Here is a 26,172-nt window from a genome sequence, read left to right as displayed (position 1 = left end):
AGTGATTATTACCCTCAATTCATGAGGTAAATTGAATCCTGGTGTCAAATAATTCAGGTTTACAGGAGTAAACATAATCATGCAGCAGCTTACAGACCAATCTAAAGAATTAGATTTCAAGAGCGAAACATACAAAGATGCTTATAGTCGGATTAATGCGATCGTCATTGAAGGGGAACAAGAAGCCCATGAGAATTACATCACACTAGCCGACCTGCTGCCAGACTCTCATGATGAATTGATTCGCCTATCCAAGATGGAAAGTCGTCATAAGAAAGGATTCGAGGCTTGTGGGCGCAATTTGGCTGTTACCCCAGATTTGCCATTTGCTAAGGAGTTTTTCTCCGGTTTACACCAAAATTTCCAAACAGCCGCAGCATCGGGAAAAGTGGTTACATGTCTGTTGATTCAGTCTTTAATTATTGAATGTTTTGCGATCGCAGCATATAACATTTACATCCCCGTCGCCGACGATTTTGCCCGTAAAATCACTGAGGGAGTAGTCAAAGAAGAATATAGTCACCTCAACTTTGGAGAAGTTTGGTTGAAAGAACATTTCACAGAATCCAAAGCTGAACTTGAACTTGCAAATCGCCAGAATCTACCAATAGTCTGGAAAATGCTCAACCAAGTAGAAGGTGATGCTCACACAATGGCAATGGAAAAAGATGCTTTAGTAGAAGACTTTATGATTCAATACGGTGAAGCATTGAGTAACATCGGTTTCACAACCCGCGATATTATGCGGATGTCAGCTTACGGACTCATCGCCGCTTAAAAAAGTTAGGAGTCAGGAATAATCAGTGAGAAATTATGAGTCCTAACTCCTAACTACTAACTCCTAACTCCCAACTCCTAACTCTACTAAATTTCCCCGCCTCAAGACAGCATAAGCCTAATAATCACTACATGTTTGGTCTAATTGGACATCTGACTAGTTTAGAACACGCTCAAGCGGTAGCCCAAGAATTGGGATACCCAGAATATGCCGATCAAGGGCTAGACTTTTGGTGCAGCGCCCCGCCGCAAATTGTCGATAGCATTATTGTCACCAGTGTAACTGGGCAACAAATTGAAGGACGGTATGTAGAATCTTGCTTTTTGCCAGAAATGCTCGCTAGTCGCCGCATCAAAGCCGCAACGCGTAAAGTTCTCAACGCCATGGCCCATGCACAGAAGCACGGCATTAATATCACAGCTTTAGGCGGATTTTCCTCGATTATTTTTGAAAACTTTAAGTTAGAGCAGTTTAGCCAAGTCCGCAACATCAAACTAGAGTTTGAACGCTTCACCACGGGAAATACGCATACTGCATACATTATTTGTAAGCAGGTAGAAGAAGCGTCAAAACAACTGGGAATCGATCTATCGAATGCCACTGTTGCTATATGCGGAGCAACTGGAGATATTGGTAGTGCAGTTACTCGCTGGCTAGATGGGAGAACAGATGTCAAAGAACTTCTGTTAATCGCCCGCGATCAAGAACGTCTCAAAGAGTTGCAAGGCGAACTGGGGCGCGGGAAAATTATGGGTTTGACAGAAGCACTACCCTTAGCTGATGTTGTAGTTTGGGTTGCTAGTATGCCCAGAGGCGTGGAAATTGACCCCACCACTTTGAAACAACCCTGTTTGTTGATTGATGGTGGTTATCCGAAAAACTTAGCAACGAAAATTCAGTATCCTGGCGTACACGTGTTAAATGGTGGAATTGTAGAGCATTCTCTAGATATTGACTGGAAAATTATGAAAATAGTCAATATGGACGTGCCAGCCCGCCAATTGTTTGCTTGTTTTGCCGAATCAATGCTGCTGGAATTTGAGAAGTTATACACGAACTTTTCGTGGGGGCGGAATCAGATTACCGTAGACAAAATGGAGCAGATTGGTCGGGTATCAGTAAAACATGGATTTAGACCACTGCTGGTTTAACAAAAAGTTAGGAGTTAGGAGTTAAAAGTTAAGAGTTAAAAGTTAAGAGTTAACAATTTTCATAAGATATCTTCTAATACTTAACTCCTCACTCCTCACTCCTCACTCCTCACTCCTAACTCTGAAAAACCTATAACTCGTAACCTATAAACCCTACGATGGCAACTACTGAGCGTAAACCGCTACTGTTAGATTTTGAAAAACCCTTAGCAGAACTCGCAACCCGAATCGATCAAATTCGGCAACTTGCAGAAGAAAATGGTGTAGATGTTTCTGGTCAAATTCGTCAACTAGAAGCACGCGCCATGCAACTGCGTGAGGAAATTTTCACGAGTCTATCCCCGTCCCAGCGATTGCAAGTCGCTCGTCATCCACGTCGCCCCAGTACTCTCGATTACATTCAGGCCATTAGCGATGAATGGATGGAATTACATGGCGATCGCTGTGGTGGTGACGATCCGGCTTTAGTTGGTGGTGTTGGTCGTCTGAGTGGGCAACCTGTGGTGATGTTGGGTCATCAAAAAGGTCGTGATACCAAAGACAATATTGCCCGTAACTTTGGAATGCCTTACCCAGGCGGCTACCGCAAAGCGATGCGGTTGATGGAACACGCCAACAAGTTTAGTATGCCCATACTAACTTTTATCGACACACCAGGAGCTTGGTCTGGGGTAGAAGCAGAACACCAAGGTCAAGGAGAAGCGATCGCTTACAACTTGCGAGAAATGTTTTGTCTAGATGTGCCAATTATCTGCACAGTCATCGGTGAAGGTGGTTCTGGTGGCGCACTCGGCATTGGTGTAGGCGATCGCCTACTCATGTTTGAACACTCCGTTTATACCGTCGCCACCCCCGAAGCCTGTGCCGCCATTCTCTGGAAAGATGCTGGTAAGGCTCCCCAAGCCGCCATTGCGCTGAAAATTATTTCCCACGACCTGAAAAAGTTGGGAATTATCGACCAAATACTGCCTGAACCCACTGGTGGCGCTCATTCCGATCCTTTAAAAGCCGCTACCACTCTCAAGCAAGTGCTGCTAGAAAATTTAGACGAACTCAATCGTTTAACCGCTCCCGAACGTCGCCAAATGCGCTATGAAAAATTCCGTAAAATTGGTGTTTTTACAGAAGTTGCCCACTAAAACCACTACATAATGATGGATTAGCCAAGCAGCAATGCTATAATTGCCTATGTGCTTAAAGATTTTTAACAATCTAGCCATAGGCATTTGTTTGTTTGATAAATCTACTCAACTTGATTGAGTTAGTCTTACATTGTTAAGCAATCTAATTTAAGTGGACGGCGTGGTTTTCCAGGCGATGATTTTGTTGTCTTCACTGGTAAAATCCACAATTTGCCCACTATTACACTGCATCATAGCAGTTGCTTAATAGAAATCATTAGATTTTTAGATTCCTTTAATCTATCGAAACCGATAAAGGTGAATAATTGGGTGGTAATAGGCTTTGGGAACTGCCAAAAAATTGGGATACACCATGAGTGTTGAGCAAAAACGACGCGCCCTGATTACTGGGGCTAGTAGTGGAATTGGGAAAGCGACGGCTTTAGCATTTGCAAAAGCCGGAATAGATGTCGCCTTAGTCAGCCGTTCTTTGGATAAGTTGGAGGCGGTGGCAGAAGCTGTAAAGCATACGGGGGTGGAAGCGAAAGCTTACGCTGTTGATTTGGCGCGGCTCTTGGAAGTAAAAGAAAAGATCCAAGCGATCGCCCTTGACTTTGGTGATATAGACATTCTGATAAACAGTGCTGGCATTGCCTATACAGCCAACTTGAGCGAAACTCCCCTAGAAGACTGGCAGCAGGTAATAGACTTAAATCTTACTAGCGTGTTTCAGTGTATTTTAGGGATTTTACCTTCAATGCGCGATCGGGGCACAGGCACAATTATTAATGTCGCCTCAATAGCCGCCAAGCAACCGTTTGCCGGTTGGGGAGCATACAGCGTCAGCAAAGCTGGTTTGATTGCCCTCTCTCAAACCCTGGCACAAGAAGAACGCATCCACGGCATTCGTGTCACAGCTATCTCTCCTGGCGCAGTCAATACCGAACTTTGGGACACAGACACAGTCCATGTCAACTTAGATCGTTCCAAAATGTTAACCCCAGAAATTGTTGCTCAGTCAATTCTCTATACAGTTCTGTTACCACAACAGGCAGTTATTGACGAATTGACCCTGATGCCCAGTGCTGGCGCACTCTAATTACGAAGTTAGGAGTTAGGAGTTAGGAATTATAATTTTTAACTCATAACTTCTAACTCCTAACTAAATTAAAACCATAACCAAGACTGAATCATGACTATTGCTAGTTCCAGCGGTTCTAATTGCTCTCAATCACCTCTAATTCCCGATTTGTCAGAAGCCATAACTCCTAGACCCGATCGCAATACTCATAACGGGCGACAAGCAGATGTGTTCCCGCCAAAGGAGGAACATCTGGAAGAAATGAAGGACGCTGTGCGGGCAATAATATTGGGCGTTGGTGAAGATCCTGAACGTGAAGGACTCCTAAAAACACCCAAACGAGTGGCCGAAGCAATGCGGTTTCTTACCAGTGGCTACAACCAATCTCTTGAAGAACTCGTTAACGATGCCATCTTTGATGAAGGGCATAGTGAGATGGTACTAGTTAGAGATATTAATTTTTTTAGTCTGTGCGAACATCATATGCTGCCATTTATGGGTAGGGCGCACGTTGCTTATATCCCCAACCAAAAAGTTGTCGGACTGAGCAAACTGGCCCGCATTGTTGAGATGTATTCCCGTCGCTTGCAAGTCCAGGAGAGGTTAACCCGCCAAATTGCCGAAGCAATTCAGACCATTCTAGAACCTCAAGGTGTAGCCGTTGTCATGGAAGCTAGCCACATGTGTATGGTGATGCGGGGCGTGCAGAAACCAGGTTCTTGGACTGTCACTAGTGCAATGGTTGGCGTGTTCCAAGAGGAGCATAAAACCCGCGAAGAATTTTTTAACTTGATTCGCCATCAAGCAGCATTCTTTTAAAAAATGGGGAATGGGGCATTGAAATAATAGTTCTGCTTCCCTATCAATACTGCTCGGATAAGCAGGGGAGGCAGGGGAGGCAGCAGGGAAAGCAGGGGAAGCAGGGGAGGCAGGGGAGGCAGGGGAGGCAGGGGAGGCAGGGGAAGCGAAAACTCTTCCCCTGCTTCCATTTCTCCCCCACAAGAATTGGATAATTTGGGGCGGACACAGCAATGAAGCGAAAACTCTTCCCCTGCCTCCATTTCTCCCCCTGCTCAAGAACAGCTTGCCTCAACCAAGAAATTCCAAAACCTACGCAGTATTGGCTTCCCTATTCCCTATTCCCTAATTTCTCAAACAACTTGGCTACTTTATCTAAATCCTTGTCTCCAGGTGTTCGTTCTACACCACTAGATAAATCAATGCCACTAGGATTAACCTGATTCAGAGCTTCCAGAATATTATCGGCTGTTAGTCCTCCTGCTAAAAACCAAGGACAACTTGGGCAGAATTTTTCTAGCATCGTCCAATCTAAAGTTTTGCCTGTACCCCCTAGTTGTTGCGGATGATAGGCATCAAGTAATAAAGTATCCACGTATTTTGTGTAATCAACTACTGTGTCAAGATGCTCAAGACTCTTAATTCTTAATGCTCTAATAATTTCGACATTGGGTAACTCTTGACGTAATTGATAGCAAAAATCTGGTGATTCATCTCCGTGTAACTGAACACCTGTCAACCCAGAATCAACAACTATCTGGCTGATTTCAGGGATACTAGCGTTGGCAAAAACCCCAATTGTGTCAACATCTGGCGGGAGTTCTGCCACTGCTGCCCGAATTTGGGATGTCGTTACGTAGCGAGGTGAGTTTGGCACACAAATAAATCCTAGTGCCGTTGCGCCCAGAGAGGCGATCGCTATAGACTGCTGTGGTTGAGTGATGCCGCAAATCTTAACACGCATGAAAACCTGACAAATTTATTTAAATTAATTAATCACCTGAAAAGTCTAAACTATCTAAAAAACTTTTGGGCCTTGGTAATTTTATAATCTTGTAGGTCTACGTTAACTTTTCTATTTAGGAGACAAAAGCTTGATTTCATCTATTTTACTAGCAGTAGCTGCATCTGTTCCCGCAACACCTGCGTGGAATCCCACAGTCGGGATCATTATCAGCATCAGCAGCTTGGTAGTGCTTTTACTGAGTACTCGGATTGAAAAACCCCTAGTTGGCCCCAAGTTGCCTATCCTGCCGGTCAGTATTCCAACATTCATTGGTGCGATGGCTTTTGGTCATATTATCGGCATTGGTATCGTTTTAGGACTGACTAACATCGGTCGTCTATAATTTTGCAGTCAGCAACTCAGGTCTAAGTTAAAAGAGCGGTTAGAAACCGCGTCTACAAGAAACTTTACCCACATTCATGGGTTTCAGACAAGGCGCTTAAGCGCCTTGTTTTCCTAGTCCAAGGAAGCGGACTTCCTGTAGGGAAAGCTTCATTTGCAATAATTTTGTGTAATTAATTCTGTCGGACTATTTAAATACAAAGCTTCAAAGCATATATGTGAATTTGTCTAACTCATCGTCCTAAATCATGCATTTCGTTAATTACTGTGGCACACCTTTGCGTCAACGCTTCCAGTTCTTCTTTATTAGTGGAACTGGGAGCATCAATCAAGTTACCAATTCTCACAGTGATGGGAACTGCACGAGGTAGGGACGATCCTTTTTGTAAAATCTTCTCAGTACCCCAGACACTTACTGGCAATATTGGGGCTTTTGCTTTGGCTGCTAGCAGTAGTGCGCCTCTTTTCGGGTCTGTAATTCGACCATTTGGAGTACGAGTCCCTTCCAAAAAAACACCGACAGCCCAACCGTTATTGAGATATTCTAGAGCGGAACGGATGGCATTGCGATCGGCATTGCCTCGACTGACTGGGTAAGCACCGTACAATTTAATCGCTTGCGCCAAAATGGGGATATTAAATAACTCTTCTTTCGCCATGTATGCCACTGGACGACGTACACAGTTGGAGACAATTGGCGGATCAAAGTAACTAGCGTGATTACTCACTATCAACAAAGGCCCTGATTGGGGAACATTTTCCGCACCATAAATCTGGCCCCGAAAGTAAGTGTGAAGCATGGGGCTGACGACTGACCATTTGAAAGCGTGGTAAAGTGCCAGACTAATGAACGGTTCGCGGTTTTTGTCCACAGAAGATAATGCAAATCAAACTGAATTTAGCATACGCGATCGCCAGTCTCAGATCAAACGTCAGAAAGCTGTAGAAATTAATTGCTTTACCTATCTGGGAATACTAAATCTAGAAATCTTTAGGATTTAGCAGCATGGTTAGTACTTTAGTTACTATTCCCGGATATCACATTAGTGAAGAACTATACAATGGTTCTCGAACCCTAGTTTATCGTGGGTATCGAGAAGCTGACCAAAAACCTGTAGTGATTAAACTGCTGAAAAATCCTTATCCGAGTTTCAGTGAACTGGTACAGTTTCGCAATCAGTACACCATTGCCAAAAATCTTAACTCACCTCTAATCATCCAAACCTATAACCTGGAACCCTATCAAAATGGCTATGCACTGGTGATGGAAGACTTTGGAGGGATTTCTCTAAAAGAATATTTCACCCATATAGAGGCGCGATATATCGCGTCTGGTCAAGAGTTTTTAGAAATAGCGATCGCACTGTGCAATACCTTAGATATACTTTACCGCGCTCGCATTATTCATAAAGACATCAAACCCGCCAATATTTTAATTAATCCAGAAACCAAACAAGTTAAATTAATTGACTTTAGTATTGCATCTCTACTACCACGGGAAACTCAAACATTAGTGAATCCTAATGTATTGGAAGGGACACTAAGTTATATTTCTCCCGAACAAACTGGCAGAATGAATCGGGGAATTGATTACCGAACTGATTTTTATTCTCTAGGTATCACTTTATACGAATTGTTGACAGAAGAATTACCATTTCAGTCAAATGATCCAATGGAATTGGTGCATTGTCATATTGCAAAACTTCCACCGCTTTTAAGGAATAAGGAAAAGATTCCCCAAGTTCTCTGTGATCTTGTCAGCAAATTAATGGCTAAAAATGCTGAAGACCGCTATCAAAGTGTATTAGGACTGAAATTTGATTTAGAAAATTGTTTAACTCAACTCCAAGAAACTGGTAAGATTGAGAACTTTCAAATTGCCCAACGGGATGTGTGCGACAGGTTCATTATCCCCGATAAACTCTATGGACGAGAAACAGAAGTAGAAACTCTACTCCAAGCATTTGAAAGAGTTGGTCTTGGTGCAACTGAAATGATACTGGTAGCAGGTTTTTCCGGTATTGGTAAAACTGCGGTTGTGAATGAAGTTCATAAACCCATTGTTCTGCAACGCGGTTATTTTATCAAAGGGAAATATGACCAATTTCAGAGGAATATTCCCTTTTCGGCATTTGTACAAGCATTCCGGGATTTAATGGGGCAATTGTTAACAGAAAGCGATGCTCAAATCCAGCAATGGAAAAGCCAGATATTAGCAGCTATTGGGGAAAATGGACAGGTAATTATGGAAGTTATCCCCGAATTAGAAATAATTCTTGGTCAACAACCACCTGCACCAGAATTATCAGGAACTGCGGCACAAAATAGATTTAATTTATTATTCCAAAAATTTATCCAAGTCTTTACCAGTGCGGAACATCCATTAGTGATATTTTTAGATGATTTACAATGGGCTGATTCGGCATCACTGAAGTTAATGCAGCTATTAATGACTGATACAGGTCATCTTTTCGTAATTGGTGCATATCGTGATAACGAAGTCAACCCAGTACATCCGTTAATGTTGACTTTGAGTGAAATCGAAAAAACACAAGCAACGGTTAATACAATTATTTTAGCACCATTGAGTCAAATAAAAGTGAATCATTTAGTTGCTGATGCGCTAAAGTGTTCAGAAAATTTAGCCTTACCTCTCTCTACATTAGTATATCAGAAAACTGAAGGTAATCCGTTTTTCGCTACACACTTTCTCAAAGCATTACATCAAGATAAGCTCATTCAATTTAACTTTGAGTTGGGCTGTTGGCAATGCGAAATTGCACAAGTGAATCAGCAAGCAGTTACAGATGATGTTGTCAAGTTCATGGTATTTCAATTACAAAGACTGCCTCAATCAACCCAACAGGTGTTGCAGTTAGCAGCCTGTATTGGAAATCAATTTGATTTAGCAACTTTGGCAATTGTTTCGGAAGAATCAGAATTTGAAACGGCTGCTGATTTATGGAAAGCATTGCAATCAGGGTTGATTTTACCAATTAGTGATGTTTATAAGTTTTATCAGGGAGAGGATAATGATATAGCTGTGCTGGAAAATAATTGTACCAGTAGACAAATAGCCAAATATAAGTTTTTACATGACAGAGTACAGCAAGCGGCTTATTCCCTGATTCCCGATGAACAAAAAATAGCAACTCATCTCCAAATTGGACGGTTACTTCGACAAAATTTATCCGTTCTTGAGCTAGATGAAAAACTGTTTGATATTGTTGGACATTTGAATTTAGGAAAAGAGTTAATTAATCAAACAAGCGAACAGGAAGTTTTAGCGCAACTTAATTTCAAAGCTGGAGTTAAGGCGAGAAATTCGACAGCTTACTCCGCAGCAAGGATTTATTTGCAAACGGGGATTAAGCTATTACAGACAAACTGCTGGCAATGCACCTATGAGTTGACTCTAAATCTGTATGTTACAGCTGCGGAAGTTGCCTATTTGAATGGTGACTTTGAAAATATGGAACAGCTAGCAGCATTAGTATTACAGCAGGCACAGACCATTTTCGACAAGGTGAAAATCTACGCAATTCAAATTGCGGCACGAACAACTCGCAGCCAAATCTTAGAGGCGATCGCAGTTGCTAGAGAAGCTCTAGCCCAATTAGGGGTAGAACTCCCGGTAGAAGTAGACAAAGCCAAGATTGGCGAAGCCTTACAAGACCTGAATCACCAACTCCAGGGCAGAGAGATTACAGGGTTGATTGACCTACCCGTAATGAGCGATCGCACTGCCCAAGCCGCCATGCAACTGTTAGGAATGTTGTTTTCAGCAGTGTTTCGGGGAATGCCAGATTTACTGCCCCTGTTGAGCGCGACGATGGTAAAGTTATCGTTCCAGTTTGGTAATGCCCCAGCCTCCACCGTCGGATATATGATTCATGGTATGGTGCTGTGTACCTTTTTGGGCGAGGTCAAAACAGGCTACAGGTTTGGCTCCTTAGCGCTCTCGTTGCTGGAACGGTTGAATGCTCAGGAAATGAAGTCCATCACTCTGGGCCTATTTGGGTGTTTCATTCAACATCATCAGCAAGCACTGAGGGCAACCCTACTGACGCTGAAAGATGCCTACACGACTGGCATGGAAACTGGTGAGGTTCTCTACGCTAGCTACAGCATAGTCACTTACACCCGGATTGCGCTTTACGCAGGTGTAGAAATAGACACGTTAGAATCCGAACTGGTCGCTTACAGTACTGCTCTAGCTCAGTTAACACAAGATTCGACGATTTTATTGGACATGACGCGGCAAGTGTTGCAGAATTTGCGGGAAACGGTGAGCCAACCCGATCGCTTAAGTGGTACTTTCTACGATGAAACCGTGATGCTGCCGAAGCACCAACAGGATAATGATCTTACGACGATCGCTTTTGTCTACATCTACAAACTGCTGCTTGCTTACTGCTTTGGCAATTATCAGGCTGCCCTCGACCACATCACCCAAGCCGAGCCATGCTTGGTGGCAGGATCGGGATTGGTTAATATTTCCATTTTCCATTTGTATGCTGCACTAACGTACCTGGCACTCTTTCCCACCCAAGCAGAACCAGAGCAAATTGAAATGCTTGCCCAAGCCGGAACCCATCAAACTATTCTGCATCAATGGGCGCAGAATGCCCCGATGAACCACTTGCATAAATGGTATCTAGTGGAGGCTGAACGGCATCGAGTGTTGGGGAAAAAAGCCGCAGCGATTGATTGTTATGACCGAGCAATTACTCTTGCTAAAGCCAATCAATTTATCAATGAAGAAGCATTAGCCAATGAGCTGGCAGCTAAATTCTACCTCGACTGGGGTAAAGAGCAATTTGCTCAAATTCACATCACAAATGCTTACTACTGCTACGCTCACTGGGGCGCAAAAGCCAAAATTAATCACCTAGAAAAAACCTATCCCCAGTTACTCCAACCCATCCTACAACAGCAACGAATCAACCGCAATCCCTCAGAAACTATTGCTTTTACTGGGACTTCCTCTTCTACTCGGACTTCTAGTGCTGGCAGCACCAGTATTTCTAATATTCTAGATTTTACCTCCGTCATGAAAGCGGCTCAAGCTATCTCCAGTTGTCTGGAATTAGATGAACTCATTGTCAGTCTCACTCGGATTATCTTAGAAAATTCCGGTGCAAAAAAATCTGTACTAATTCTTCCTCAAAACGACACTTGGCAAGTACGAGCAATTACCTTTATTGAGCATGAGGAAATACAAACCATCCTCGAAACACAATTATTAGACAATTGTCAAGATATTCCCGTAAACATTATCCATTACGTCAAAAATACTAAGCAAACAGTTGTGATAAACAATTGCAAAACACATATTCCTGGTTTAGTTAGGGAATATCTGTTGCAACATCAGCCCCAAAGTGTATTTTGTACTCCAATTATTAACCAAGGGCATTTGGTGGGGATTCTCTACCTCGAAAATCAACTAACTCAAGGTGTATTTACTAGCGATCGCCTTTCTGTGTTAAATCTCCTCTGCACTCAAGCGGCGATTTCTTTGGAAAATGCCCAATTATATAATCATCTCCAGGAGCGAGGAAAGTTCCTCAGTAGTATTTACGAAGGTGTCGGCTGTCTTATTTTTGTGACTGATATCCGGGATAATGGTAGGTATGAGTACACAGGATGGAGTAAATCGTGCGAACTAGTGATTGGTATACCTGCTTCAGAAGTGCTGGGTAAAAGTCCGCAAGAATTAATGGCTCCTGATGAAATTGCAGCAATCGAGCAAAAATATCTGGATTGTCTCCAAACCGGGAAACCCGTCACATACGAAGAATGTCTAACATTTAATGACCAGAAAATTTGGTTGTTAACCACACTCAGTCCATTAAAAGATGAGACGGGCAAAGTTTATCGCGTAGTTGGAACAACTATTAATATTAGCGATCGCAAACATGCGGAAGAAGCGGTAACGGAAAAATCTCAAGCACTTGGAACAGCTTTAGAAGATTTACAACAAGCGCAATTAAAAATTGTTCAGAGTGAGAAAATGTCTGCATTAGGTAATCTAGTTGCCGGGGTAGCTCATGAAATGAATAATCCTTTGGGCTTTATTACTGCTAGTCTCAAACAAACTCAGCCCAGCATTGCTGATATTGTTGAACACTTGAAACTATATCAGGAAAGTCTGCCCCATCCAGGGGATGAAATTATTAACCATGCTGAAGAAATTGACTTGGATTATACCTTAAAAGACCTACCCAAGATGATTAATTCAATGGTAATAGCATGCGATCGCCTCAAAAATATCAGCAATAGTTTAAGAACTTTTTCTCGTGCCGATCAAGATTACAAAGTACCATTTAATATTCACGAAGGTATCGATAGTACGATTTTAATTCTCAAACATCGCCTCAAAGAAAACGAACACCGCCCAGCAATTGAGGTAATAACGGATTATAGTAATTTACCACAAATTGAATGTTTTCCTGGGCAATTAAATCAGGTATTTATGAATATTCTGGCTAATGCTATTGATGCTTTAGAAGAATCAAATACTGGGCGAAGTTTTCAGGGAATTAAGTCTAATCCTAATCGAATTATCATTAAAACATCCCTAGAAAACAAAGGGGTTAAAATTGCTATTACTGACAACGCTCAAGGAATGAATGAAGAAGTTAAACAAAAGATTTTTGACCATTTATTTACTACAAAATCCGTGGGTAAAGGGACGGGATTAGGACTTGCGATCGCTCGTCAAATTGTCATAGATAAACACGCTGGTTCGATCGAGTGCAATTCTTCTCTAGGAAAAGGTACTGAGTTTATAATTCAAATACCTATTAAACAGTAAAAAAAGAGATTGAAGAAGAATTCAGGAGTCAGAATCAAGACGCTCGCAAACTCGCTTTAAGCGAAGCCATGCCGTTCGCGCAGCGTCTCGTAGAGAAGGCTTTACGCTGCGCTATCAGTCGGGGATTCAGACCCGTGACTGAATTGTTGCACCACCAAATTGAAAATTTGGTGGGGGTCTTAAACCCATTTATTCATCCACTTTTTCGGTCAGAATTCAGAATGAATTCTGACTCCTCATATCATGTCCGGTTAAACACTTGTCATTGCGAACGGAGTGAAGAAATCGCAGAGTCCTGGTGATTGCTTCGCTCCACTTCGTTGCGCTCGCAATGACATATCGTAAGTAATTTGGCGGACATGATATCACTCCTGAATTCTGTTTTGATAATTTGGAATAGTTCTCCTAAAAATCCTTAACCCAAGCGTATTGTGTTATGGATGAGGATACAGAATTTTTCTTTGAAATAAAGTTCTAAAAAAATTAAACAGGTAAATGAGCAGCACTCTGGATATTTTCTAATATTAAATCAGGGCTACTACGTTTAATCAAACCAGTTAAGACTTTACCAGGGCCAACTTCTACTACTCGCTGAATACCATTAACTGGTAATTGCAGAGAAATTTCTCGCCATCTTACAGAACCAGTCATTTGTTTATTCAAACGTTGCTTTAAAATCTCAGCATCAATAGACGGAATTGGCTCTACATTAGACAATACTGGCACAGTAGCTGATTGAAATTCTACAGATTCTAAAATGTCTTGAAATTCCGTAGCTGCTGGTGCGATTAAATGTGAATGAAATGCTCCAGAAACTTTTAGGGGAATAGCACGCTTGGCTTTCACTTGAGTCATCACTGCTTGTACAGCCTCAGTCGTGCCGGAAATTACCACCTGAGCCGAACTATTGTCGTTTGCTAACACCACATCGGGCGTTTGAGCAATGACTTTTTCCAACTCTTCACGGTCAAAATTCATCAAAGCCGCCATCATCCCACCGACGGCACTATCCATCAGTTCTGCACGACGCTTTACTAGATATAAACCAGTCGACCACTCAAAGACACCTGCTACATAAAGGGCAGAATATTCTCCCAAACTGTGACCAGCAACTAAATCTGGCTGGTGTCCTCGTTCGCGAAGAAGGTCAGCAAGAATGGTTTCTACCACATAAAGAATTGGCTGAGTATATAGCGTCTGTGATAACTTTACTTCTTCTTTTTGACAGATTTCGGTTACAGACCAGCCTAAAATTTCCTCAGCTTGGGCAAATTTATCTTTAGCGGCAGGTATATCTAATAAGTCTATTCCCATTCCTAGTACTTGAGAACCTTGTCCGGGAAACACCCATGCAGTTTTAGTCATTGGTCAGAAAAGTGAAAAGTGAAAAGTTAGGAGTGAGGAGTGAGGAGTTAGGAGTGAGGAGTTAGGAGTGAGGAGTTAGGAGTGAGGAGTTAGGAGTTAAAACTCATAACTCATAACTCTTAACTCCTAATTCTTCACCTTCCCCATTGAAAAATTGCTGCGCCCCAAGTAAGACCGGCACCAAAGCCGGATGTAGCAATAATATGATTGGGTTTAATTTTACCTTGTCGCACTGCTTCATCTAAAGCTAAGGGGATGGAAGCAGCAGAGGTATTGCCATACTGGGCAAGATTACTGATAACTTTATGTTCTGGGATGTTTAGGCGTTGGGCAACAGCATCGATAATGCGTTGATTAGCTTGATGGAGAACTAGCCAATCTATTTGGTCAATGCTGAGGTTGGCTTGAAACAATGCTTTATCTATAATTTCTGGTACTTTTTGGACAGCAAAGCGATAGACTTCTTTGCCGTTCATAGTAATCGGTTGATAAGCGCCTTTGGTGACATCTACACCATTAAGCAGTTCTTGGGAAGCACCTGCATAAGCAAGCTTGAGGTAATGGTTTTGAGTCCCATCACTTTTAAGGGCAAATCCTAATAAGCGATCGCTTTTGGCAGCCTGTAACACTACTGCCCCGGCACCATCGCCGAATAATACACAGGTGCTACGATCTTGCCAATCTACCCAGCGAGAGAGGATATCTGCCCCGATCAAAAGTACGTTTTTGTACACACCTGTTCTAATGTATTGGGCTGCTGTAACCAGACCAAACACAAAACCAGAGCAAGCTGCTGTCAAGTCAAATGCTACTGCGTTGGTAGCTCCTAATTGAGCCTGTACTTGACAAGCACTACCAAACAAATCATCAGGGGTAGAAGTCGCTAGCAAAATCAGGTCTAGGTCTTCTGGTTTAATTCCCGATGTTGCGATCGCCTGAATGCTGGCGGCAGTGGCCAGCCCACTCAAAGACTCCGACGGCGACGCTAATCGTCGTTGACGAATTCCCGTTCTTGTGGTAATCCACTCGTCTGATGTTTCAACCAGTTCAGTCAATGTCTGGTTATGTAAAGAAGTTGCTGGCACTGCCGAGCCACTTCCGGTAATTGCTACGCCTAAGTTTTGCACTCCTAATCTCCCAAGCTATCAGCTTTTTGTCTTTTGTGAGCCAGTGCGGTCTTGAGGGTTTCCCCCATGAGCAACTGGCGTTGGCCCTAGGCATGCCGGAGGCATCACCGGTACCAAGTCATTTGTCTTTTGTCTTTCGTCCTGGCAAATGACAAATGACAAATAACTCATGACTTATAACTGAATCGCTAACTGCCTTCGCGCTCTAGGATATATTGGGACTGAATTCGTTGCAGCACCTGGTTATCAACAGCTTCTTTGGCCATGCGAATTGCATTAAAAACTGAAGGTGCTTGTGAGCTACCGTGACCGATAAAACAAACTCCTGCCACACCTAACAGCAAAGCTCCGCCGTGTTCTGCATGATCCATTCGTTGCTTAATTCGCTTCAGGTTTGGTTTTAAGAGTGCTGAACCGATTTGACCGTGCAATCCTTGGGGTAATTCTTCCCGCAAAATTTGTAGAATCACTTCTCCAACAGCTTCGGCAAATTTTAATAACACATTGCCTACAAAGCCATCGCAGACAATCACATCAAATCGACCGGAAAGCACATCACGCCCTTCGGCATTGCCAATAAAATTAATTTGGGAATTTTCGCGGAGTAGTTGGTGGGCGCGGACGGCTGCATCATTGCCCTTAGAGTCTTCTTCACCAATATTCAACAAACCCACTTTTGGTTCGGTTGTACCTAAGACATACTGACTGTAAGCAGATCCCATAACGGCAAACTGCTCTAAAAACTTCGGACGGCAATCTACATTCGCGCCAACATCAAGTACTAATACTGGTTTACCAGCAATAATTGTCGGAAAAACAGTTCCAATTGCTGGGCGGTCAATTCCTGGCAATCGTCCTAAACGGAGCAAGGCAGATGCCATAGCTGCCCCAGAGTGACCGGCAGAAAATACAGCATCTGCCTGTTGCTGCTTGACTAAATCCATCGCCACATTGATGGAAGCCTTGCGTTTGCGTCTAACTGCATTTAGAGGCTCCTCATCCATTGCGATCGCTTCCTCAGATGGAACAATCTCCACCTGCCCTAAATTCGTTTTTGGTGGCAAGGCAGCTTCTATTTGTTGGGGATCGCCAACCAGTAATATATCTACACCCAATTCTTCCTTTGCTCGCATTGCGCCAGCAACGATTTCACCGGGTGCGTGATCCCCTCCCATTGCATCAATTGCGATCCGTACACGAGTCGATCCCATTGCTCAGAGCTTTTAGAAACCTTATAAATTTTACCAGATGGCTTTACCGAAAAAGCTTAACTTTATGACTGCCAAATTATTTCTGTTACTATTGCAACAATTTTTGCTTGCAAGCTCAAGATAGCACGAATTTTGGTATCGGGAATGGGGAATGGGGCAGGGGGCAGGGGGAAATGACCTAAGCTCTGAGCCAACAAGCTTTGCGGAACATGGATCTGATTCCCCCACTTCTAGTAAGTGGTTCTCAAAGAAGGGGTCGAATCCCCTTTTTGCTCCCTTGCGCCCTGCCCCCTGCACCCTGCACCCTGCTCCCTTGCGCCCTGCCCCCTGCACCCTGCTCCCTTGCCCCCGCCCCTGCACCCCTGCCTCCTATTCCCTACTCTTCAATCCCCAGTACCCAGTTAACTAGCGTCCGAACACCGTAACCGGTTGCTCCTGCTCCGTTGTAGCCATTTTCTTTATCTGTCCACACGGGGCCAGCAATATCTATGTGTGCCCAAGGGGTGTCTTTGACGAATTGTTTAAGGAAAAGCGCAGCAGTAATGGCACCACCTGGACGCGGGCCTGTGTTTTTCATGTCCGCAATCCCAGACTTTAGCCCTTCAAAATATTTTTCTTCCATTGGCATCCGCCAAATCTTTTCCCCTGAAGTTTGGGCAGCTTTCTCAATCTGGGAAGCTACTGCATCATCAGGAGTATACAAACCAGCAATATCTTCACCCAAGGCAACGACGTTAGCACCTGTCAGGGTGGCTAAATCTACGATCGCATCCAGTCCCAATTTGTCGGCATATACTAAGGCATCTGCGAGGGTTAAACGTCCTTCAGCATCGGTGTTGTTCACTTCGATTGTTTTGCCGTTTGAGGCGGTGAGAACGTCTCCAGGGTGCATGGCGTGACCGCTAATCATATTTTCGGTCGCCGCCGAGATAAAGTGAACTTCCGAATCTGGCTTGATTTGAGCGATCGCTTTTGCCGCCCCCAAGGTTGCAGCCGCACCACCCATATCAATTTTCATGGTTTCAATACCGCTACCAGCACCTTTGATGTTGAGTCCGCCGGAGTCGAAGGTTAAACCTTTGCCAATAATTGCTAGTTTCTTTTTGGGTGTACCTTCTGGTTTATAAGTCAGGTGAATGAATTTCGGTGGCAAATCAGAAGCTTGGGCTACTCCCAAAAATGCACCCATGCCTAACTTTTCACAGTCTTCTCTTTCGAGAATTTGCAGTTGTAAACCGTAGTCCTTAGCGATCGCTTGAGCCGTTTCTGCTAAAGTAATCGGTGTGACTGCGTTAGCTGGTGCTGCTACTAACTGCCGGGCCAAATTTACCCCAGAAACGATTTGATTAGCGCGGGTGATGGCGGCTTCTTGTCCACCGAAACCTAGTAAATCTACGCTTTCGATTAGCGAACCTTTATCTTCTGGTTCTGATTTAAAGCGAATATCTTGGTAAAGTGCTAATTCTACACCTTCTGCGATCGCTTGGGCGCTGGCTGCTGGATCGTTGTTCCATAATGGAAAACTAAAACCGAGAATTTTGCTTTTTTGCTTTTTGGCTACTCTAGCTACCGCCGCCGCCGCACGTCGCAGAGTATCAAGTTTTAGTCCATCTGGCTTACCCAAACCTACCAAAATCAATTTCCGCACTGGACTACCAGCATTTACACGGGTGAAGATAGTACTGTTGGCTTTACCTTTAAATTCTTCTTCTGCAATCAGTTCTTTTAAGACTCCAGAAAATTTTTGATCTAAAGTTGCCAGTTCTCCGGTTAACTCCACCGCATCTTCAAATAATCCAATTGCCAAACTATCGCCCGCCCACTCTAGCAAAGGCTTATCACTAGGTTGAATTGTCATTTTGGGATTTTGTGTAAATATTCCTTCCTGTACCAGTATTGCTCAAAATTCTTCTTTCAGGATGAGGGTATTAGGGAATATGGGGCAGTAGCCTTAACTTATTAGTGCTGAGAGTGTCAATCCATATACTCTTGAAAATGGATGAAATTTTAACGATAATAAATTAGGGGAATGGCAAGTTGAGTTTCATAGCCTCATACAACCTTTTCACCTTTAAAAGGCTAGTTTTGTCTTTGATATTCGTGAACTCTACTGTTTTACCTACTATGCCCCAATTCCATTTGGATCAATATCAAATTTTTTAGCGATCGCTGCTATGATTTCTTGCTCAAGTGGTGTAACCTGATTGTCAAGCTGGACTATTTTCTCACACTGAGCCAGCAAGGGAATAGCAAAATCACGATTCAGCCGATTAAGCAATATATCTAAAGATTTAGGTGATTTGATATTTTGGGCAATAGCCTCTAACGAGGTAGGACTGAGTTTTAGAGCTTGTAATTCTGGCAAAATTTCCTCTAAAGTCTTGTCTGGATGGCTAGCAAGGATCATGTGAACTAAAATTTGATCCATGACGGCTTCTTGAGCGATCGCACTTTCGAGATATTTCTCACTTTCTGCTTTTAATGTTGCCAATGTCTGTGGCGATGCGAGAGATGTTGATTCGTCTAGCTTGGCTTCGTAAAATCGACAAGCAGCATACCCCAATGAATAGATCATCGTTGCATTTGAACTAGCTGCGATCGCTGCACCCGCCAAAGGCACATTTCGCAACAAACCTAATCCCGCAGCTTTCAAAAGACTCTCTCCACCCAAAGCCAGACCAAAAATTGCCAAAATTTCACCTTTCCGCGCCGGATCTTTTAAATCTAGCCCGTAGACAGATGCAATTTGATAAAGCATTTCTGACTGTAATTTGGTTGTTGCTGTTAAATCAATTGCCAACAATGCAATTGCTATTCCTGGCAAAATACTAGTAGTTAGTCCAACTGTGGCTGCTTGAGTTGCTTTTTCCACCATGATGCGGTGAGCAATCTGTCTGGGTAATTCATTAGGATACTTTTGCTTGAGTTTGTTTACCGCCGCTTCTGCTTTTTCCAAATCAACAAGATTGGTATCATTAATTAGCCAATGGAGATTTAATACTCCAGATAGTTTTCTAATCAGCCAATTTTCACTGAGACGATTTACAAATTGACCGGTGGTTTGAGTTGTTTCCTCAATTAACTTGTGGGTTTGTTTTACTGTCGCTTCTCCCACCTCTACTGCTGTGTCTAAAACTACTTTGCTAGTGTGCGCAACACTTGTAATAAAAGACTCTAATGCAGACGATTCATTTTCTTCTGATGATTCAACCGGGATTGCTACTTCTAAAGATTCTCTAGGTGAATTAACTAATTTATTCACCTCTATTTCGTATTGGGGTTTGTCTGTCATGAATTGACACCATCTTTTAAAGCCTCTCTACACTTGTAACGAAAGTGTGAGTGGCTTGACATCTGTCTACAAGTACAAGTTATATATCAATAATACAGTTCAGTTAAGCAATTTTTTGCTTCTCTTTCTACTTTCTGCCTCCTCTGCGGTTCTTTCAAAAACTGACTTAGCAAAATAATTACTATCAAAACGTATTCTCAGTATATTAACTGATGCGGTATTGTATTTTACATAGCTAGCATATAGCAAATAATATAGCATCAGCTATTTAAACTAAAAGGTAAAGATTCAAATCTAAATGACTATAAAAAAACCCTTGGCTATCAATCAGCCAGAGGTGGGGCAAATCATTCGCGATCTGCGACTTTTGGCTGGATTAACGCAAGAACAGTTTGCACCTACTCTAGGTGTTACTTATACCACAATTAACCGTTGGGAAAATGGACATTCTAAACCCTCGCCGTTAGCGATGGGAAAAGTTGAGGAAATGTTAGAGAAAATGGGTAGTAAAGGGCAGGATTTATTGGCGAAGTATTTGCCGGATTAGTTCAATAAAATACTTATTTTGTGCAACTTAAATGCAAAACAATACAGCTATAACAATCAGGCTATTCATTGCTGATATAACAACAAATTATTACTAATTAAAGATTATGGCAGATTATGTAGGCATGACACCGACCGTAGTCATAGGACTAGGTGGAACTGGAAAAGAAATATTAATAAAAATTCGTCGGATGATTGTGGAGTCTTATGGCTCCTTAGATGCTTTGCCTATTGTGTCTTTTTTACATATAGATACAGAGCAGAATGCCAAAGCTTCAGAAGCCCAAACTGTTCTCAAGCAAAATATTTCTCTTAGACCTTCTGAGCAAGTCTGGGCTAAGGTAGAGAACGCCAAAGCAATGCTCAATCAACTTTCTTCTTATGATTATTTAGCAGAATGGTTCCCCAGCCAGTTAAGAGGCACAGATTCAATTTTGGCAGGAGCCGGGCAAATTCGTTCCTTGGGAAAATTCGCCTTTTCTGTTAATTATCAAATTATCAAAAATAGTTTCAACAATGCTTTAGGAAGAATCGTTGGACATGAGAAGTTTATGTTAGATAAGCTAGGATTACAGCTTGATAAAGGAGTGAACATTTTTATTGTTTGTTCCCTATCAGGTGGTACTGGTTCAGGAATGATCCTTGACTTAGCTTATAACTTGCGTGATTGGGTTCCTCCTTCAGCCATGCCCCAAACATCAGCTTATCTAGTCTTACCTGGAGCATTCTCAGGGCTAGGCGATCGCGTCATTGCAAATGCCTATGCTGCTTTAATGGAACTCAATCATTATTCTCGCAATGATACTCGTTTTGAATGCCAGTATAGTAGTAACGCATCAGATCGGATCACCTCTCAAAGTAGCCAGGATGTACCTTTTAACTTCTGTTATCTTGTTGGTAATAGTAATGATAAAGTCACCCTACCTACTTTAAACTCCGTATTGGAAATGGTGGCTCAAAATGTATTTTTAGATTTTAGTTCAGGATTTAGCCAGTACAAAAAATTGGTACGAGATAATATCCGTAAACAATGGGCAAGTCCTGATTCTCTTGGTTATCCCCAGAGTTTTATCGCTTTCGGATTAGCTAGTATTCAGTTTCCGATTCAACGAGTACTTCAAGCTTGTGCATCTCGTTTAGCCAAGCGTGTTGTTACGTGGTGGGAAAATCCCACACCAGCCCCAGGAGCTATGCGGGATTTAATTCAAACAGAAATTCTGCCTAGTCTGAATCTATCTGAATCAGACAGCCAGCACCAACTTCTTGATAGCATTAGTCTAGGGAATAACATGAAACCCTACACTAAAGAAGTAGCTGATTGGGTAGCTGTTTTACGTAAACGTCGTAACGATTTAAATATTCCCTTTGAGAATCTACAACGTTTTGTCTCGGTTGAACAAGAAAAATACAGCCCTCACTTTAATGATGGTGATACCGATCCCAGGCGTTGGAGTGATTACTTTCAAAAGATGTGGGACAATCTGAATCGGCTAAAAACTCAAAAGCGGCAAGAACTTCGCCAGACTGTCCATCAGATGATTGAAGACCGTTTTCGAGGCCCTAAATTTGTTCGTCAATTTTTAGAAGTTCTGTTAGAAGTATTTAATAGTTACCGTAGTCAATTTGATCAAGAACGACAAAAAACTTTTCTTCCTAAAGAACAGTCTGCGGCTAATGCATTACAAGTTCTATTGAAACAAATAGACAATCATGCTAAACAGTTTAATCCACTGAATAAAAAGACAGTGATTGAAGAAGACTTCAATGGAATTATGCAAGCCCTCCAATCGATATACACTTCTAAAGTAGAAGTAAAATCTCGGACTTTAGGAGTTTTATTATTAGATGCTCTGAAGGAGGAAATTAATAGCTTAATTGTAGATTTAACTGCTTTTGATCGAGTTATAGAAACTCTTCAGACTCAACTCAGCGATCGAGAGCAAACTTACATAAGGGAAACTGGAACACTAACTGTTAATGGAATATTACTTTATAATTCTAAAGATGTAGACCAAGCATTTAATCAAGTTTTAGAAGGAAAAACAGAGACAATATTTCAGACTGTTTCTCAAGATGTATTAGAAGACTTAGGGACTCACTTATTTGACTTATATTCTTTTGATACACTCCGAGTTAAAGATATATTTGAAAGACTTTTAAATCGTTCTGTTGATGAGTTTATTGATAAATCACAATTACAAATCTCGACTGCTCGAAAATTTTTAGAACAATATCCTACATTAGAACAGCAAGAAGCTCAGATTAAAACTACCTTTGAAAAAAGTGAGCCATTCTTGCGCTTTAGCCAAGAACAAGTAAATCTGGGATGGGATAATAAGATAGAAAAACGTCAAACTCTAATTGGTATTCAAGGCGGGAATAAGCCGACTGATGTAGCTGTTGGTGCAATTTTACCTCAAATTCGTAAGTCTAGTACTCTTACTGATAAAGATATTAGACCTCTAAACGATCCCCATCATATTTTCTTTGTTCAAGAAATTGGCGCTTTTTCCTTGCGATTAATTGAAGGGATGGAGAAGATGCGAGTTATTTATCGAACTATTTCCCAAGCTGATAAAAATCCTTTGCATACTCATCAGGATTACCGCCAGTTTCAAGACATTATGCCATCAAGCCAAGAAGAGGTGCAAGTTAAGCAAAATCTGCTTTTAGCCAAAGCATTAGGATTAATAATCCAACATGAAAATAAAGTTACAGGATTTGATGAAATCCGTTTTTCATATCAGGATAAACAAACAGGTATCGATAAAGTACAAGTTTTAGGGGAAAATTGGCAAAAAGCAGAGGAAAATCTTTTAAACGATCAAAATCGTAAAGTAAGAGATATTTTAGCTGATTCTCTTAAAAAAATTGGCGAAAATGCCACGACAAAACCCCAAAAACAGCAGTTATATCAAAAGCTAATAGCTTGTTTAAAGGAAATAGAAAATACGTTTATTGGTGGTAAAGATAATCCTGATTATCATAAGGCGGAAGCAGCACTTGAGGAATATATCAAGCAATACAGTCTAATGATTATTTCTCCATCACCAAATTCATCAGTAGTAACTGAGCCTAAGATAATTTCATCCCCTCCCCAAAACAATGAAAATCTAGAAAAGTTTAGAAAGCTAGTTGTAACTTGTTATAAAAACGGTAGCCCTTCTTCCACAGAATTGCAGCTTGTGGAGAAATTTCGTCAGAAATATGATATTTCTCAAGCGATTGCCGAGCAGATTATTGCTGAATATACTCCTAAAAATACTATAGAAAATGCGATTCAGGAATATAGCTTAATGTATCAAGCTTTTTTAGAAAATGATAATCAAATAGACTTAGATGAGCAAGCGCATTTGCTTGATTTACAAGAGGAATTAGGATTAAGTAATGAACAAATTGCCAGGATAGAAGCAAGTATTAAAACCGAATCTAATATATTAAATAATCGTCAAAATTAAGGAGGTATTTATGAATCAAAACTTTAGCTATAATAATGTTAAATGTTCTAAGTGTGGACACGATCAGAATGCTTCCACTGCTCGTAAATGTGAGATTTGTGGCAACCCATTGAAAAAAGCATCAGTTCCTCCCGTTGTTTTTGCGGTTTTGGTAGGACTGATAGTTGCAGGAGGTGGATATTTTGCTTTTCAAAGTAAGTTAATAGGTAAAAGTCCTTCAGGATCTACTAATACTGCATCTATTCCTACGGTTTCAGAGCCTTCTAAATCCCAGCCAATAACTAATGAACAGCCTAACACTGTTCAGGAAACTCAATCTCTTCCTACAAGTACTATTGAATCTACTGCTGCACCTATTGATATATCACTACCTAATCCAACTGTATTAACTATGGACGGTAGCACAACTATGGTTACTTTAATCCAGAAATTGCGTAATGCTTATGCTCAAATTAACCCTAATATTCCTACTATTTATGGGCAACCCGATGGTTTTCCAAAAGGCTCAAGTAAAGGTATTGAAGCCTTAATGAACAACTCTGTAATTATGGCAGCAACTTCCCGTCCTTTAAAGCCTCAAGAAGCACAAGCTGGAATTCAAGTAGTGGCGATCGCACGTGATGCAGTAGCAATTGTAGTAGGGATTAATAATCCTTTTAAAGGCAGTCTTACTCAAGACCAATTACGTCAAATCTATCAAGGTAAAATTACTAACTGGTTACAAGTTGGTGGTGCAAATGCTCCGATCAAAGTAATTAATCGTGCGGCTAGTAGTGGTACTAGAGACTTCTTCAAGAGTGTTGTATTACTAGATCAGCCTTTCGCACCTGACAGCGCTAATTTCATCACATTTCCAAATGATGAAACTACGGGGATAGTTCGTTTACTAGGCAACAATGGAATTGGCTATGCTACGGTTTCGCAGGTTGAAAACCAACAACTGGTAAGAGTTGTACCGCTTAATGGGATCTCACCTGTGGACAAAACTGCAATTCAAGATGGCAAGTACCCCATTAGTCGCAATGTTTACTTAGCAATTCGGAAACAGAATAGTCCTGCTATAAAACAGTTCATAGATTTAGCATTATCTCCTCAAGGACAACAAATTGCACAGCAATCAGATTTCATCCCTTTGAAGTGAAATCGGCGGTTATAAACTCCCCCCTCACCCTATCCTCTCACCTCTAACCCTGTACTTACATCAGCATTACTTTCTAAAAAATCGTTATCTTTAAGAATTTCATAGAGATTAATATCTTGCTCTAGCAAGCAAGCGTGTCCACAATGGGGCAGCACCACAATTTTGTTATTTGGTAAGATATTGCCTATGCGTTTCACTTCAGTTACAGAAGGCAAAAGGCGATCGCTACCACCGGCAATCAACAAAACTGGTTGAGTTAAGCGACTCAACTTTTCCTCATCAATTTCAAACTCTCGCAATAAAGACAATCGCCAAAGGACTGTTTCTGCTGGCACAGAACGCATGGTTTTCAGCAATTCATGGCGATCGCTCCGAGAAATGCGGGGTAAAGATGCCAGAAACGGCAACAACCCCAGTGCGCCAACGTCATACAATGCTGACGGTACTAAATAAGTTAGTTGGGATACCCAACTCAACCAAGGACGAAGATGAAAGGCTGAGGCTGGATTAATTAAGATAGTTCGCTTAAATAAATGCGGTGCTTGGATGGCTACTTTCATCGCCAAGCAACCACCAAATGACTCACCACACAGGTAAACTGGCCTCTGAGAGCTTTTCTCTAATTCCGCGTCGATTAAGTCCAATACACTCTGAGTTAGCACATCCCAAGTGTTTAAATCTTGACGGGGAATCGCCAAAGAACGGACATCAAAGCCAGCTTCTAATCCAGTGGTTTGCGATCGCAATAATTGACCAGTTCCATCCATTCCTGGCAAATATACCAACAACGGATACTCTGGTTGGACTCGTTCAGGAGTCAGGAAACAAGGCTTTAACTCAACTTCAGAGATGGTCATTGGTCGTTAGTCATTGGTCAATGGTCATTAGTTAATGGTATAAAATTTTTGGACTGTTGATTGTTGAAAGAAGTTCGGTGC

The 26,172-nt window shown here is 41.8% G+C and carries 18 protein-coding genes; 10 read left to right on the top strand and 8 right to left on the bottom strand.

Translation table 11 applies throughout. The annotated features are described in order from the left end of the window. Positions 1 to 79: 79 nt before the first annotated feature. From GTQ43_RS27475 to folE, 5 genes are all read left to right on the top strand, one after another. A complete protein-coding gene (locus GTQ43_RS27475) occupies positions 80 to 778 on the top strand; it encodes an aldehyde oxygenase (deformylating) (protein WP_265275840.1) in 699 nt (232 codons plus the stop codon). Positions 779 to 909: 131 nt separating this feature from the next. Next, positions 910 to 1,929: a long-chain acyl-[acyl-carrier-protein] reductase gene (locus tag GTQ43_RS27470; protein ID WP_265275839.1), complete on the top strand. Its 1,020-nt coding sequence runs from the start codon at positions 910 to 912 to the stop codon at positions 1,927 to 1,929. 158 nt (positions 1,930 to 2,087) lie between these two features. Beyond that, positions 2,088 to 3,068, top strand: a complete 981-nt coding sequence (locus GTQ43_RS27465) for an acetyl-CoA carboxylase carboxyltransferase subunit alpha (RefSeq protein WP_265275838.1) — start codon at positions 2,088 to 2,090, stop codon at positions 3,066 to 3,068. 355 nt (positions 3,069 to 3,423) lie between these two features. Continuing rightward, positions 3,424 to 4,149, top strand: coding sequence for an SDR family oxidoreductase (locus GTQ43_RS27460; protein WP_265275837.1), 726 nt, complete (start codon positions 3,424 to 3,426; stop codon positions 4,147 to 4,149). Positions 4,150 to 4,242: 93 nt separating this feature from the next. Next, on the top strand, positions 4,243 to 4,950 hold the full coding sequence (gene folE, locus GTQ43_RS27455; RefSeq protein WP_265275836.1) for a GTP cyclohydrolase I FolE: 708 nt from the start codon (positions 4,243 to 4,245) through the stop codon (positions 4,948 to 4,950). Between the two features lie 310 nt (positions 4,951 to 5,260). On the opposite strand, the gene GTQ43_RS27450 is transcribed toward folE, so the two are convergent. After that, positions 5,261 to 5,893, bottom strand: a complete 633-nt coding sequence (locus GTQ43_RS27450; protein WP_265275835.1) for a phosphoribosylanthranilate isomerase — start codon at positions 5,891 to 5,893, stop codon at positions 5,261 to 5,263. A gap of 130 nt (positions 5,894 to 6,023) precedes the next feature. Here GTQ43_RS27450 and psaK point away from each other — a divergent pair, with 130 nt between their 5' ends. After that, positions 6,024 to 6,278, top strand: a complete 255-nt coding sequence (gene psaK / locus GTQ43_RS27445) for a photosystem I reaction center subunit PsaK (RefSeq protein WP_265275834.1) — start codon at positions 6,024 to 6,026, stop codon at positions 6,276 to 6,278. A gap of 232 nt (positions 6,279 to 6,510) precedes the next feature. On the opposite strand, the gene GTQ43_RS27440 is transcribed toward psaK, so the two are convergent. Next, positions 6,511 to 7,149: a lysophospholipid acyltransferase family protein gene (locus GTQ43_RS27440; protein ID WP_265275833.1), complete on the bottom strand. Its 639-nt coding sequence runs from the start codon at positions 7,147 to 7,149 to the stop codon at positions 6,511 to 6,513. Between the two features lie 134 nt (positions 7,150 to 7,283). On the opposite strand from GTQ43_RS27440, the gene GTQ43_RS27435 reads away from it, so the two are divergent. Beyond that, complete coding sequence (locus GTQ43_RS27435; protein WP_265275832.1) at positions 7,284 to 13,094, top strand: AAA family ATPase; 5,811 nt, start codon at positions 7,284 to 7,286, stop codon at positions 13,092 to 13,094. Between the two features lie 483 nt (positions 13,095 to 13,577). Here the strand turns inward: GTQ43_RS27435 and fabD are convergent, their stop codons facing one another. From fabD to GTQ43_RS27410, 5 genes are all read right to left on the bottom strand, one after another. Continuing rightward, entirely contained in the window at positions 13,578 to 14,459 is an 882-nt protein-coding gene (fabD, locus tag GTQ43_RS27430; protein ID WP_265275831.1) for an ACP S-malonyltransferase, read from the bottom strand. 134 nt (positions 14,460 to 14,593) lie between these two features. Beyond that, the gene (locus GTQ43_RS27425) at positions 14,594 to 15,586 is read right to left on the bottom strand and encodes a beta-ketoacyl-ACP synthase III (protein WP_265275830.1); all 993 of its coding nucleotides are present in this window, start codon (positions 15,584 to 15,586) and stop codon (positions 14,594 to 14,596) included. A 188-nt stretch (positions 15,587 to 15,774) separates the two neighbouring features. Beyond that, the gene (gene plsX, locus GTQ43_RS27420; RefSeq protein ID WP_265275829.1) at positions 15,775 to 16,797 is read right to left on the bottom strand and encodes a phosphate acyltransferase PlsX; all 1,023 of its coding nucleotides are present in this window, start codon (positions 16,795 to 16,797) and stop codon (positions 15,775 to 15,777) included. A 376-nt stretch (positions 16,798 to 17,173) separates the two neighbouring features. Beyond that, positions 17,174 to 18,655: a leucyl aminopeptidase gene (locus GTQ43_RS27415; protein ID WP_265275828.1), complete on the bottom strand. Its 1,482-nt coding sequence runs from the start codon at positions 18,653 to 18,655 to the stop codon at positions 17,174 to 17,176. A 264-nt stretch (positions 18,656 to 18,919) separates the two neighbouring features. Beyond that, positions 18,920 to 20,089, bottom strand: coding sequence for an EcsC family protein (locus GTQ43_RS27410; protein WP_265275827.1), 1,170 nt, complete (start codon positions 20,087 to 20,089; stop codon positions 18,920 to 18,922). Between the two features lie 298 nt (positions 20,090 to 20,387). Here GTQ43_RS27410 and GTQ43_RS27405 point away from each other — a divergent pair, with 298 nt between their 5' ends. The 3 genes from GTQ43_RS27405 to GTQ43_RS27395 all read left to right on the top strand — a co-directional run bounded on the left by GTQ43_RS27405 (position 20,388) and on the right by GTQ43_RS27395 (position 25,234). After that, entirely contained in the window at positions 20,388 to 20,636 is a 249-nt protein-coding gene (locus GTQ43_RS27405) for a helix-turn-helix domain-containing protein (protein ID WP_265275826.1), read from the top strand. Between the two features lie 124 nt (positions 20,637 to 20,760). Then, positions 20,761 to 24,093 (top strand): tubulin-like doman-containing protein, encoded by a 3,333-nt coding sequence (locus GTQ43_RS27400; RefSeq protein ID WP_265275825.1) that lies wholly within the window; start codon positions 20,761 to 20,763, stop codon positions 24,091 to 24,093. A 10-nt stretch (positions 24,094 to 24,103) separates the two neighbouring features. Further along, entirely contained in the window at positions 24,104 to 25,234 is a 1,131-nt protein-coding gene (locus tag GTQ43_RS27395) for a substrate-binding domain-containing protein (RefSeq protein ID WP_265275824.1), read from the top strand. 29 nt (positions 25,235 to 25,263) lie between these two features. On the opposite strand, the gene GTQ43_RS27390 is transcribed toward GTQ43_RS27395, so the two are convergent. Continuing rightward, the gene (locus tag GTQ43_RS27390) at positions 25,264 to 26,091 is read right to left on the bottom strand and encodes an alpha/beta fold hydrolase (RefSeq protein ID WP_265275823.1); all 828 of its coding nucleotides are present in this window, start codon (positions 26,089 to 26,091) and stop codon (positions 25,264 to 25,266) included. Positions 26,092 to 26,172 lie beyond the last annotated feature (81 nt).

Source organism: Nostoc sp. KVJ3, from assembly GCF_026127265.1.
Lineage (GTDB): Bacteria > Cyanobacteriota > Cyanobacteriia > Cyanobacteriales > Nostocaceae > Nostoc.
Note: the sequence above shows the minus strand (reverse complement) of the source record. Positions and strands in the feature narration are given on the sequence as shown.